The sequence below is a fragment of the Pseudomonas sp. TE3-3-F2023 genome (assembly GCF_036784815.1).
GTDB classification, from domain to species: domain Bacteria; phylum Pseudomonadota; class Gammaproteobacteria; order Pseudomonadales; family Pseudomonadaceae; genus Aquipseudomonas; species Aquipseudomonas pudica.
The window spans coordinates 4004308-4016013 of record NZ_CP145113.1; the positions used below are offsets into that span (position 1 = coordinate 4004308).

Here is an 11706-nt window from a genome sequence, read left to right on the forward strand (position 1 = left end):
TAACCACAACAAAAAGGATTTCGCCATGCGTCGCTCCCCGTTTCACCGGGCACTGCTTTACCCCAGCCTGCTGTCGGGCGCCCTGGCGCTTGCCAGCGGGCATGCGGTGGCCGCCACCGCCTGGGTGTCGAACGAGAAGGACAACAGCCTCAGCCTGATCGACATGCAGACCCTGCAAGTCACCCAGACCCTGCCGGTGGGCCAGCGTCCGCGCGGCCTGCTGCTGTCCCACGACAACAGGCTGCTGTACATCTGCGCCAGCGATTCGGACCGGGTGCAGGTGATGGACGTGGCCACCCGCAAGATCATCAAGGAACTGCCCTCCGGCAAGGACCCGGAGCAGTTCGCCCTGCACCCCAACGACCGCTGGTTGTACGTGTCCAACGAAGACGACGCACTGGTGACAGTGATCGACACCCAGACCGACAAAGTGCTCGGGCAGATCGACGTCGGCATCGAGCCCGAAGGCATGGCGGTGAGCCCGGATGGCAAGTGGGCGGTCAATACCAGCGAAACCACCAACATGCTGCACTGGATCGATACCAGCACCCAGACCCTGGCGGACAGTACCCCGGTGGACCAGCGACCACGCTTCGTCGAGTTCACCCAGGACGGCTCGCGGCTGTGGGCCTCGGCGGAAATCGGCGGCACGGTGACCATCCTCGACGTGGCCAGCCGCCAGGTGCTGAAAACCCTGAACTTCCAGATCAAGGGCGTGCACCCGGACAAAGTCCAGCCAGTGGGCATCAAGCTCAGCGCCGACGGCAAGTACGCGTTCGTCGCCCTGGGCCCGGCCAACCATGTGGCGGTAGTCGATGCCAAGACCTATGAAGTACTCGACTACCTGCTGGTGGGCCGGCGGGTCTGGCAGCTGGCGTTCACCCCGGACCAGAGCCAGTTGCTGGCCACCAACGGGGTCAGCGGTGACGTTTCGGTGATCGATGCCAAAAACCTCAAGGTGCTCAAGTCGGTGAAGGTCGGGCGCTACCCCTGGGGCGTGGTGGTGACGCCATGAATACCCTCGATGTCAGTGACGTGAGCTTTGCCTACGGCCAGCGCGAGGCGCTCAGGCAGGTCGGCTTCAGCCTGGCGCCCGGACGTTTCGCCGCCTTGCTTGGCCCCAACGGCGCAGGCAAGTCGACCTTGATCGCCCTGCTCACCCGGTTGTACGACCTGCAGCATGGCGACATCCACGTATGCGGCTGCTCGCTGCGCAACGCGGCGCGCCCGGCCTTGCGCCAGCTGGGCGTGGTGTTCCAGCAAAGCACCCTGGACCTGGACCTGAGCGTGGAGCAGAACCTGCGCTACCACGCCTCGCTGCATGGCCTGTCGCGGCGCCAGGGCAATATTCGGGTCGATGCCGAGCTGGCCCGCCAAGGCCTCGATGAACGGCGGCGTGAGCCGGTCCGGGCGCTGAACATCGGCCATCGGCGCCGGGTGGAAATTGCCCGCGCGCTGCTGCATGAACCGCGCTTGCTGTTGCTCGACGAGGCCAGTGTCGGCCTTGACCCGGCCAGCCGCCTGGCGCTCAACCAGCACCTGCGGCTGCTGTGTCGCGAGCAGCGCCTCAGTGTGCTGTGGACCACCCATCTGCTGGACGAAGTGCAGCCCAGCGATGACCTGCTGATCCTGCATCAAGGGCGCCTGGTGGCCAGCGGCACGGCCGACGCCCTGAGCCTGGAGCACGGCGGTGACCTCGACCATGCCTTTGCCCGTCTGACCAGCGCCCCCACAGGAGCCAATGCCCGATGAACGCTTACTGGCAGTGCTTCAGCGGCATTCTCCTGCGCGAATGCCTGCGTTTCGTCCTGCAGCGCACCCGTTTCCTCAGCGCCCTGGTGCGCCCGCTGCTGTGGCTGCTGGTGTTCGCTGCCGGCTTTCGCGCGGCCCTGGGCATTGCGATCATCGAGCCCTACGACACTTACATCCCCTACGAGGTGTACATCATTCCGGGCCTTGCCTGCATGATCCTGCTGTTCAACGGCATGCAGGGCTCGCTGTCGATGGTTTATGACCGGGAGATGGGCAGCATGCGCGTATTGCTGACCAGCCCGTTGCCGCGGCCCTTCCTGCTCGGCAGCAAGCTGCTGGCAACCTCGTTGATTTCCCTGCTGCAGGTGTACGCCTTCCTTGCCATCGCCTGGTTGTATGGCGTGCGGCCACCGGCTGCGGGCCTGTTGCTGGCGCTGCCCGCGTTGCTGCTGGTGGCGCTGATGCTCAGCGCCCTGGGGCTGTTGCTGTCGAATGCGATCCGCCAGCTGGAGAACTTTGCCGGGGTGATGAACTTCGTGATATTCCCGCTGTTCTTCCTGTCCTCGGCGCTGTACCCGTTGTGGAAAATGCGCGAGGCCAGCCAGTGGCTGTACTGGCTGTGTGCAGTGAACCCGTTCACCCATGCCGTGGAGCTGGTGCGCTTTGCCTTGTATGAGCGCTTCAACCCGCTGGCACTGGCGGTATGCCTGGGGCTGACCGTGCTGTTCACCCTGCTGGCGATCCTTACCTTCAACCCCCAGCATGCGGCGCTGCGCAAGCCGCGCTGAGCGGCAGCGATCCATCGCTTAGCGCGAACCCTGTGGGAGCGGGCGCGCCCGCGAAACAGGCGACGCGGTGTATGGCACCGGCTTCGCCGGTGTTCGCGGGCACGCCCGCTCCCACAAGGGAAGGTGACACGCTCTCGAACATTGTTCCCTGTGCGACAGCGTAGCCCAAAGGGTTGGGCAATCTCCCACAGGTTTGCGCGCCCGGCTTTCTACTACTTTGGTACTGCCTTTGCTGTCTGATCGTCGCATTCACAATGCACCGCCACTGGCATGTAATGGGTCCATAACAAAAAGGATAAACCCCATGCCACGTGCCCTGCCCCGGCTGCCACGCCCATTGCTGGCGGCGCTTTCCCTGAGCCTGACGCTGGGCATCGCCCAGGCCGACACCACGCCGCTATTCTCCGCCGACGGCTATCGCACCACCCTCTACCGCAGCCCGACCCCACAACAGGTCGAGGGCGGCCAGGTCATCGACACTGCCACCCTGCAAGCCCTGCTGGGGCACACCCCAAGGCCGGTACTGATCGACGTCTACCGCCGCCAATGGCTGCAAGGCCGCTTCATCGAAGATGAACCCCACGCCAACATTCCCGGCAGCCGCTGGCTGGCCAACACCGGCGACGGCGAGCTGAGCCCGGCGTGGCACGATTACTTCGTGCGCAACCTGCAACAAGCCACCGCCGGGCGCCCGGAGCAACCGCTGGTCTTTTACTGCCGCTCCGATTGCTGGTTAAGCTGGAACGCGGTAAAACGCGCGAAAGCCCTGGGCTATAAGAACCTGTATTGGTACCGCGATGGCCTGGACGCCTGGCAGCAGGCCAACCTGCCGCTGCAGCCAGCGCAGCCAGAACCCTTCCCCTGAGTTCATCGCCTGCAAACGCGTGCCCGCTCCATCCAATAAAAACGAGGTGAAAAGGCCATGTACAAAATTCTGATTGCCGACGATCACCCCCTGTTTCGCGAAGCCATCCACAACGTTATCAGCGATGGCTTCCAGGGCAGCGAAGTCATGGAAACCGCTGACCTGGACAGCGCCTTGGCGCTGACGCACGAGCACGACGACCTCGACCTGATCCTGCTCGACCTGAACATGCCCGGCATGCATGGCCTCAATGGCCTGATCACCCTGCGCAACGAGGCACCGACCACACCGGTGGTGATCGTCTCGGCCGAGCAGGAAAAGCAGATCGTGCTGCAGGCCATCACTTATGGTGCGGTGGGCTTCATCACCAAGTCCTCGCCACGCTCACAGATGATCGAAGCGATCGAGCAGATCCTCAACGGCAACGTCTACCTGCCGCCCGACATCATCCGAGCCCAGAAAAGCAGCACCAGCCGGCGCCTGAACGATGCCCCGAGCTTCCCGCCGGAGATGCTCCAGGCCTTGACCCGCAAGCAGCTGCTGGTACTCGAACGCATGACCAAGGGCGAGTCGAACAAACAGATCGCCTACACCCTGGATATCGCCGAGACCACGGTCAAGGCCCACGTTTCGGCGATCCTGCGCAAACTCAACGTGCACAACCGGGTGCAGGCCATCCTCAGTGCCGGTGATATCGATTTCGGTGATTACCTGCGGCGTTGACCTGTTCCGGCCTCTTCGCGGGCTTGCCCGCTCCCACAGGTATTGCGCAACACTGAAACCTGCGGGAATCCTGTGGGAGCGGGCAAGCCCGCGAAGAGGCCGGCGGCTATGCCACGCTGCTGCCCAGCAAATGGCTCATCGCCGCCTTCAGCTTCATCGGCCGCACCGGTTTGTGCATCAGGGTGTGGCCCAGCTCGCGGATCTGTTGCTTGAGCTCGTTGCTGTAGTTGGCGGTGATCATCATCGCCGGTAGCGGCTGGGCGCGGCGGGCATTTATCCGCGCCACGGCGTCGACGCCATTGCAGTCGTTGTCCAGATGGTAGTCGGCGATCAGCAGGTCGGCCTCGGCATGGTAGTTGTCCACCTGGCGCGCCAGGTCCTCCTCTGACAGCGCGGTGACCACCCGGCAGCCCCAACCCTCCAGCAGGGTGCGCATGCCGGCGCAAATAGCCGCGTCGTTATCCAGCACCCACACCCGCGCCCCGCGCAGGCGCTCGAGCATCGGCTCGCTGATCGCCAGGCTGGGCTGGGCCTTCGGCGCGGTGGCGCTCAGCGGCACTTCGACCGCGAATACCGAGCCTTTGCCAAGCCATGAACGCACCCGAATCCGGTGGCCGAGGATGCCGGCGATCTTTTCCACGATCGCCAGGCCCAGGCCCAAACCGCGGTCCTGGTCCGGGCGCTGCACATCACCGCGCCTGAACTCCTGGAACATTTCTTCCAGGTGCTCCTCGGCAATGCCGATCCCGCTGTCCCATACCTCGATCCGCAAGCCGCCACGCAGGCGCCGGCAGCCCAGCACCACACGGCCACTGCGGGTGTAGCGGATGGCATTGCTGAGCAGGTTGCGCAGGATCCGCGCCAGCAGCTGGATATCACTGCGCACCACGGCGGAACAGCCCACGAAATGCAGCTCAAGCCCTTCGCTGCGTGCCACCTGGGCGTATTCGGCAGCGAGGTTGTCCATCAGTTCGCGCAGGGCGAACGGGGCGACATCGGCCTTGATCACCCCGGCATCGAGCTTGGAAATGTCCACCAGGGTACCTAGCAGGTTCTCCACATCCTCCAGCGAATTGCTGACATTACGCACCAGGTGAGCACTGTTGTGCGGCTCGCGGTGTTCGAGCAAGGCACTGGTGAACAGCCGCGCCGCGTTCAGTGGCTGCAGCAGGTCATGGCTGACGGCGGCCAGGAACTTGGTTTTCGACAGGTTGGCCTGTTCGGCCTCGCGCTTGGCCTCGCGCAGGCGCGATTCCACCCGGCTGCGCTCCTCGATTTCGCGCAGCAGCTGCTCGTTGAGGCTGGTCAGCTCGGCAGTGCGCTCGCGTACCCGTTGCTCAAGGTGCTGATACGCCTGGTGCAGCGCCTGCGCGGTATTGCGCCGCTCGGTGATGTCGCGGATCAACACGAAGATGCCCACCACTTCGCCATTGGCCAGGCGGTTCGGCACGTAGGAGCGCAGCATGTAGCGTTCCTGGCCGTTGATGTTGGTTTCGGCAAACTCGAAGGTTACGCTCTCCCCCGCCAGCGCCCGCGCCACGTAGGCCTCCAGGCGCTGGTAATGCTGTTCGCTGTGGGCATCGCGCAGGCTCTGGCCCAGCATCACGCCGCGAGGCCAGCAGTACCATTCTTCATAGACCTTGTTGGTGAATTCGTAGACCAGGTCGGCATTCAGGTAGGCGATCAGCGCCGGCACATGGTCGGTGATCAGGCGAATCTGGTGCTGGTGTGCCGTCTCGGCCCGCTGCCGGGCCTCGCTGAGCAGGTGGTTGACGGCCTTGAGCTCGGCCATGGCCTGGTTCAGCGCTTCTGTGCGTTCGCGCACCTGCTCGGCCAGCACCACCGAATGCTGGAATGCGGCATAAGGGTCGTTGCCACGCGTTACGCCAGACTCGATACGCTCGATCAGCGCACCGTTGATACGCTGCAGCTTGTGGTTCTGGTGCTGCAGCCGGGCGACCTCGGCCTGCAGTTCAGCGACCGACACGAGGCCGGTTGCGGGCAATGGCGACCCCGGTGAAGGTCTGGTTGATGTGCATGCCATTGAACTGTTCTCCGTAGGTGTTGAAGCCGATCACCCGCTGCTCGCGCAGGAACGCGCCAATCGGTTCCAGGCCGTGCCGGGCTTCCAGCTCCAGCCGCCGCAGGAAGCAATCGCAACCGATGGTCAGCAGCAGCTGGCCGAGGCGCTGCTGCAAGCCGTCGAACAACTGGTGCAGGTTCGGCAACAGCGGGCCTGGGGTCATCGCGGTGAGCACGATGCCGTTTTCCACGGCGCAGTAGAAACTCAGGCTCAGGTCCGGGTGCACTTGCTGGATTGCCCGCACGTAATACTGGTCATGGATACGCACGGCCAGCGGATGGGCGGCGAACACTTGATGATCGAGCTCGGCCACCGGCACGCCGATGTGCCGGGCGTATTCCTCGGCAGCAGGCTCGGCATTCAGTTCGTATACCCGGCGCTGGGCACTGTCGGCGCCGGTAACCACCAGCTTTTCCTGGCGCGGCAGGATGTGGTGGGTGGTGAACACTTCGAAGTCGAGCCAGGTGTTGACCAGCACCACCACGGCCGCGCCGTGGTGGAACGCGCCACCGAAATACACGTGGGTGCGGGTCAGGTAGTTGTCGTCGCCAGCCGAACCGCCGAAATGCGGGATATCGCCCAGGGCCGCACTGAGGGCGGCGAGCACCATCTCCTCGCGGCTGGACAAGCCGTCGAGCAAGGTCAGGGCGAAGCTGTGGCCCTTGATCGGCGCCAGGGTATTGCTGCGGCAGGTGCCGACCAGGCGCTCGACCATCTGCTGGGCGTCGATCAGGCTGAAGCGCTCCATTTCATCGATCAGCTCGGTGGCGATGGAAAAGTGCCGATGATCGAACCCGACTGCCGTTATGCAATTGCGGCCGTAGCCCAGCGGGGTGATTTCGCCGGCGCTGGTGCAGCCGACCAGGCGGATGCCGCCAAAACCCTGCTCCAGGGCTTCGCCCAAGGCTTGCAGGTCGTATTCGGCGGAGCAGAAGAACAGCACGAAACCCAGGTGCGGGTGCAGCAACTGCGCCGCCAGCTCCTCGGCTGCCTGCCGGGCGTCGGTTGCCTGGGACATGGCGCTGACCACACCGTCGTTGTGAGCCTGCTGCATCGTGGTCTCCGGCGCGGGGTGGCTGAGTGATGAGTGTACGAAGGCGATCATCGAGGACGAATGCTACTTGGGTAGCGGGTGGGCAGTTCCATGGTTGTAATAGCCTTTCCTGAAGATTGCCGGGGCCGCTGCGCGGCCCTTTCGCGACGCAAGGCCGCTCCCACATCGACCGCGCAAGCCCAATTCACGAACCCTGCGCGGACATTGTGGGAGCGGCCTTGCGTCGCGAAAGGGCTGCACAGCAGCCCCAGCAATCTTGAGCCGAGGCCGAGGGCTACCAGGTGAGCACCGCCCCCACCGCAAAGGTATCGGTGTCTTCGTTCTGGTCACTGGTTTCATGCCCATCGATGGAGAACTGGTTGTACTCGGCAACCAGCTTGAGGTTGTCGTTGACGTCATGGAACAGCGCCACGCCACGAGTCTCGTAATCCGCACCGCTGCCCACCGCGCCGTTACCATCGTCCTTGGTCTTGCCATAGGACAGCGCCACCCGGTTCTTGCCGACCTTGTAGGAGCCCTGCAGCAAGTAGCCATCGCTGTCGACATTGCGCAAGGTCGGTTCGCCAGCATTGTTGGTGAAGAACGGGTTGATACCCTTGGCCTGGAACCCCGAGCCGGTCAGCGACAGCCCTCCCATCTTCGCCTGCACACCGTAGCCGACCCCTTTGGAGGTGACCGACTGCACCGCCGGGTCGGTGTTGTCGGAGGTCTGGTAGCTGCCGTTGACCCAACTGTAGATCTGCGCCCCACCCAGGTCGAACTGGTAGGTGATCTCGCTCTCGGTACGCGGGTTTTCCTGGTAGGCCTTGCCGGTCGGGCTGCTGTCGTTGGTGTCCACCGGGTCCATGATGCCCACCGCCACCCGCAGGCCGTCCATCACTGGCGTGCGGTAGGTGATCTGCGATGTGGGGAACGGGTACGGGTAGCCGCTACCGATGTTGCCGAACGATACCCCGCCGCCGTCCACCAGCCCCAGGGTGTCGCTGACCTGGCCATAACCGGCCAGCAGTTCGTCGAGCAGGATGTTGGAACGGGCGAACAACCCGAAGTCCTTGCCGATCAGCACCTCGCCCCACTCGGGGTTGGCCACGGTACCGTAGAACTGGCGCACATCGATGGCGGTGTCGGTACCGTTGGTTTCGCTGTCGTTGATGGTCACCCAGAACGAGGCACGCGCGCCGAGCTTCAGGTCATCCACCTGCTTGCCCATGTTGAAGCCCAGGTAGTTGGGCAGAAAGCCCATTTTCACCCGAGACTGGCGGCGATCGAACTGCTCGCCCTGCCGGTCGACATCGCTGTTGACGTAGAAGGCGTTGATATAGCCGTCGGTGGAAAACGTCGTCTGGTCCTTGTCGTACAGCATGATCTCGGCCTTGGCTAAGCTGCTCAGGCAAAGGGTCGACAGGCTGACGGTAACAGCCGCCAGCAAGCGTGGGGACAGTTTCTTATTGTTGTACATGGCGCGCTCCGAAACGGGGACGGGATGTCGGAGGCGATTATCAGAAGCAGGCAAACAGCCAGAAACGCTGCCTTGGAATGGGCTGCCAGGTGCTTTGGGCCAGCGCATGGGGCGTGATGATTCCGGCCCAGGACCGGGTTACACCCAGAGCCAAGACTTCTGGCGTAACCCACAGGAGCAGGCGAGGATCAATACGGCAGACTGGAGCGGGCCCCGGTCAAAGGTCCAGGGCACCACTGAGCAACGCGCCTAGCGTGCTTGAGGCATCAGCCCGTTGCTCGTCCAGCAGACACAACGGCAGGCCTTGCCAGGCGGGTGGCGAATCGGCCAGCCCCTCGCCAATCAAGGCCAGCGGACAAGCGATCTGCATTTGCAGCGAACGCAGGCGCCTGGCCAAGGCAGGGTCCACCGGCACCTGAACCTTGATCACCAGTGCCGCAGGCTGCATCGCCGCACATAGCATGGGGATTTCTTCCAGCGGCTGCCCGCACCCGAGTACTTCGATGCGTTGCTGCTCGCCGCTCAACAACAGCCCGGTACACAATACCTGCAGTTCGGCTTGCCCCTCGGTGCCTGCCAGCAGCACGCGCGGCGCATCGGCCTGGTTCATCTGCAGACGCAGCAGCAGGCGGGCGCGCAGGAACATGTCCAGAAACAGCCATTGGCTACGCTGGCCCGGCGCAATGCCTGAAGCCAGGCCATGCCAGACCGGCATAAGCACTTCGCGCAGCACGCTGGCCTTGGGCAGGATGGTGAACAACTGCCCGTGGATGGCTTCCAGCGCTTGTGTATCGAATGCCTTGGTGGCGCGCTCCACGGCGACGCGCCAGTCGTCGAAGCCCGAGTGCTGCTGCACCGGCGCATCTGGCTGACCTGCGAGGATGTCGCCTACCTTGCTGATGGGCACGCCATTGCCGGTCCAGTGCAAGATGTCGCGTATGCGCTGGACATCCCGGGCCGTGTACAGGCGATGGCCACCCTCGGTGCGCTGCGGGCTTATCAACCCATGGCGCCGCTCCCAGGCCCGCAAGGTCACCGGATTGATGCCGGTCAGGCTGACCACATCGCGCATGGGTAACAAATCGGCTGGGGTGGCGTCAGTCATGATGAGGGTTTATCTGGGGGGTGGCACATTCTAAACCCATATGCACCTTCTGCGGCGAGCCTCGTTGGTTCATCATGCAACAAACGGCGCCGAGGCCTTCTGCACGCAGGCCAGGCTGCGCACTTCGCATACAAATGCCTGTAGGTGGGCCCCATGATCAACGCGAAACTCCTGCAACTGATGGTCGAGCATTCCAACGATGGCATCGTCGTCGCAGAGCAAGAAGGCGACGACAGCATCCTTATCTACGTCAACCCCGCCTTCGAGCGCCTGACCGGCTATCGCGCCGAGGAAATCCTGTATCAGGACTGCCGTTTTCTGCAGGGCGAAGATCATGACCAGGCGGGCCTCGACAGCATCCGCGAGGCAATCCGTGGAGGCCTCCCGTGCTGCCAGGTGCTGCGCAATTACCGCAAGGACGGGAGCCTGTTCTGGAACGAGTTGTCCATCACGCCCGTGCACAACGAAGCGGACCAGTTGACGTACTACATCGGCATCCAGCGCGACGTTACAGCGCAGGTTTTCGCCGAGGAAAAGCTGCGCGAGCTGGAGGCCGAGGTAGCTGAATTGCGCCGGCAACTGGGCCAGGCGGAGCGCTGACCAAAACCTATACAAGGTCGTTGACTTGTATAGATTTACGCTTAGACTTCAGCTATACCTGTACAGCAAGCCATTTCTGTACAGGATTTCCTGGAGCCCAGCATGTCAGCGTATCTGCAGCAATTCGCCGAGCATTTCACCCGCCTCGACGGGGGCAACCTCGGCACCCTTGAAAAGCTGTACAGCGACGATGTCACCTTTCGCGATCCGTTGCATCAGATCCAGGGGCTGCCGGCTCTGCGGGCCTATTTCGCGCAGTTGTACGCCAACGCTCACGATATCCGCTATGCCTTTTCCAGCATCGACGAAGTGACGCCCGGGCAAGGTTACCTGCGCTGGACCCTGCAGTTCCGCCATCCACGCCTGGCCGGTGGTGAGCAGATCACCTTGCAGGGATGCAGCTACCTGCAATGGCATGAACGGGTCCATTTCCACCAGGACTATTTCGACGCAGCAGCCCTGCTCTACGAACACGTTCCGGTCATGGGCAGTGCGATTCGATGGCTCAAAGGCAGGGTCGCATGAGCCGTTGCTGGCTGACTGGCGCAAGCAGCGGTATCGGTGCCGCACTTGCACGATGCCTGCTGGAGCAAGGCCACCAGGTTGCCTTGGGCGGACGCAATGCGGATCGTCTCGCGCCGTTGGCTGAACACTTTCCCGGGCAGGTGCTGCTGGCCATTGGCGACCTCGACGACCCTGTACAGGTATCCGGGATCGCAACCCGTATCGAGCAGGCCTGGGGAGCGCTGGACCGGGTGATCCTCAATGCCGGCACCTGCGAGTACCTGGAGCCGGGCCATTTCGACCCAGCCCTTGTCGAGCGCGTGGTGCGTACCAATTTCCTTGCCGTCAGCTACTGCCTGGCTGCGGCCCTGCCCTTGCTTCGCGCCGGTCAGCACCCTCACCTGGTAGTGATGGGCAGTTCGGTAACCTGGCTGGCCCTGCCCCGCGCCGGTGCCTATGGCGCGTCCAAGGCAGCCGTGCGCTATCTGGTGGAATCGCAGCGCATCGACCTGGCCCGCGAAGGCATCGCCGTCACCCTCGTCAGCCCTGGCTTTGTAGATACGCCATTGACCCGTCGCAACGATTTCCCCATGCCCCAGCTATGGTCGGCACAGCGCGCAGCCAGCCATATCGCCAGACGCCTTCCCGAGCGCCCGCTGGAAATCAACTTCCCCCTGCTTTTCACCCTGGTATTGCGACTGCTCGGCGCACTGCCCGCACGCCTGCGCCTGGCGCTAGGGCAACACCTTGCCCGTCATGAACAGGAATGATGA

At 63.5% G+C, this 11706-nt stretch carries 12 protein-coding genes; 8 read left to right on the forward strand and 4 right to left on the reverse strand.

From position 1 onward, the window contains the following. The first annotated feature begins 25 nt into the window (after nucleotides 1-25). The 5 genes from V3314_RS18100 (at nucleotide 26) to V3314_RS18120 (ending at nucleotide 4128) form a co-directional block, all read left to right on the forward strand. The gene (locus V3314_RS18100) at nucleotides 26-1015 is read left to right on the forward strand and encodes a YVTN family beta-propeller repeat protein (RefSeq protein ID WP_338459433.1); all 990 of its coding nucleotides are present in this window, start codon (nucleotides 26-28) and stop codon (nucleotides 1013-1015) included. Further along, nucleotides 1012-1752 carry an ABC transporter ATP-binding protein gene (locus tag V3314_RS18105; protein ID WP_338459434.1) on the forward strand — a complete coding sequence of 247 codons (741 nt, stop codon included), beginning with the start codon at nucleotides 1012-1014 and terminating at the stop codon, nucleotides 1750-1752. The genes V3314_RS18100 and V3314_RS18105 overlap by 4 nt, the downstream gene beginning before the upstream one ends. Next, nucleotides 1749-2540, forward strand: a complete 792-nt coding sequence (locus V3314_RS18110) for an ABC transporter permease (RefSeq protein ID WP_135002050.1) — start codon at nucleotides 1749-1751, stop codon at nucleotides 2538-2540. The genes V3314_RS18105 and V3314_RS18110 overlap by 4 nt, the downstream gene beginning before the upstream one ends. A gap of 304 nt (nucleotides 2541-2844) precedes the next feature. Next, nucleotides 2845-3405 (forward strand): PQQ-dependent catabolism-associated CXXCW motif protein, encoded by a 561-nt coding sequence (locus V3314_RS18115; protein WP_085598325.1) that lies wholly within the window; start codon nucleotides 2845-2847, stop codon nucleotides 3403-3405. A gap of 57 nt (nucleotides 3406-3462) precedes the next feature. Further along, nucleotides 3463-4128, forward strand: coding sequence for a response regulator transcription factor (locus V3314_RS18120; RefSeq protein WP_013972165.1), 666 nt, complete (start codon nucleotides 3463-3465; stop codon nucleotides 4126-4128). Nucleotides 4129-4234: 106 nt separating this feature from the next. On the opposite strand, the gene V3314_RS18125 is transcribed toward V3314_RS18120, so the two are convergent. The 4 genes from V3314_RS18125 to V3314_RS18140 all read right to left on the reverse strand — a co-directional run bounded on the left by V3314_RS18125 (nucleotide 4235) and on the right by V3314_RS18140 (nucleotide 9829). Next, nucleotides 4235-6133, reverse strand: a complete 1899-nt coding sequence (locus V3314_RS18125) for a NahK/ErcS family hybrid sensor histidine kinase/response regulator (RefSeq protein ID WP_338459435.1) — start codon at nucleotides 6131-6133, stop codon at nucleotides 4235-4237. Continuing rightward, nucleotides 6102-7265 carry a nitric oxide-sensing protein NosP gene (gene nosP, locus V3314_RS18130; protein WP_338459436.1) on the reverse strand — a complete coding sequence of 388 codons (1164 nt, stop codon included), beginning with the start codon at nucleotides 7263-7265 and terminating at the stop codon, nucleotides 6102-6104. Before nosP ends, V3314_RS18125 begins: the two co-directional genes overlap by 32 nt. A 274-nt stretch (nucleotides 7266-7539) precedes the next feature. Beyond that, a complete protein-coding gene (locus V3314_RS18135; protein WP_046613896.1) occupies nucleotides 7540-8724 on the reverse strand; it encodes a porin in 1185 nt (394 codons plus the stop codon). A 217-nt stretch (nucleotides 8725-8941) separates the two neighbouring features. Continuing rightward, nucleotides 8942-9829: a MerR family transcriptional regulator gene (locus V3314_RS18140; RefSeq protein ID WP_153671032.1), complete on the reverse strand. Its 888-nt coding sequence runs from the start codon at nucleotides 9827-9829 to the stop codon at nucleotides 8942-8944. Between the two features lie 153 nt (nucleotides 9830-9982). On the opposite strand from V3314_RS18140, the gene V3314_RS18145 reads away from it, so the two are divergent. The 3 genes from V3314_RS18145 (at nucleotide 9983) to V3314_RS18155 (ending at nucleotide 11703) form a co-directional block, all read left to right on the forward strand. Further along, a complete protein-coding gene (locus tag V3314_RS18145; RefSeq protein ID WP_046613898.1) occupies nucleotides 9983-10429 on the forward strand; it encodes a PAS domain S-box protein in 447 nt (148 codons plus the stop codon). 102 nt (nucleotides 10430-10531) lie between these two features. Beyond that, nucleotides 10532-10954, forward strand: a complete 423-nt coding sequence (locus V3314_RS18150; protein WP_046613899.1) for a nuclear transport factor 2 family protein — start codon at nucleotides 10532-10534, stop codon at nucleotides 10952-10954. Further along, on the forward strand, nucleotides 10951-11703 hold the full coding sequence (locus V3314_RS18155) for an SDR family NAD(P)-dependent oxidoreductase (protein WP_046613900.1): 753 nt from the start codon (nucleotides 10951-10953) through the stop codon (nucleotides 11701-11703). The genes V3314_RS18150 and V3314_RS18155 overlap by 4 nt, the downstream gene beginning before the upstream one ends. The last annotated feature ends 3 nt before the right edge of the window (nucleotides 11704-11706 follow it).

Coding starts and splice junctions, on each gene's coding strand:
- V3314_RS18145 (WP_046613898.1), top strand. CDS start 9,983: ATGATCAACGCGAAACTCCTGCAACTGATGGTCGAGCATTCCAACGAT.
- V3314_RS18105 (WP_338459434.1), top strand. CDS start 1,012: ATGAATACCCTCGATGTCAGTGACGTGAGCTTTGCCTACGGCCAGCGC.
- V3314_RS18110 (WP_135002050.1), top strand. CDS start 1,749: ATGAACGCTTACTGGCAGTGCTTCAGCGGCATTCTCCTGCGCGAATGC.
- nosP (WP_338459436.1), bottom strand. CDS start 7,265: ATGCAGCAGGCTCACAACGACGGTGTGGTCAGCGCCATGTCCCAGGCA.
- V3314_RS18155 (WP_046613900.1), top strand. CDS start 10,951: ATGAGCCGTTGCTGGCTGACTGGCGCAAGCAGCGGTATCGGTGCCGCA.
- V3314_RS18120 (WP_013972165.1), top strand. CDS start 3,463: ATGTACAAAATTCTGATTGCCGACGATCACCCCCTGTTTCGCGAAGCC.
- V3314_RS18135 (WP_046613896.1), bottom strand. CDS start 8,724: ATGTACAACAATAAGAAACTGTCCCCACGCTTGCTGGCGGCTGTTACC.
- V3314_RS18100 (WP_338459433.1), top strand. CDS start 26: ATGCGTCGCTCCCCGTTTCACCGGGCACTGCTTTACCCCAGCCTGCTG.
- V3314_RS18140 (WP_153671032.1), bottom strand. CDS start 9,829: ATGACTGACGCCACCCCAGCCGATTTGTTACCCATGCGCGATGTGGTC.
- V3314_RS18115 (WP_085598325.1), top strand. CDS start 2,845: ATGCCACGTGCCCTGCCCCGGCTGCCACGCCCATTGCTGGCGGCGCTT.
- V3314_RS18150 (WP_046613899.1), top strand. CDS start 10,532: ATGTCAGCGTATCTGCAGCAATTCGCCGAGCATTTCACCCGCCTCGAC.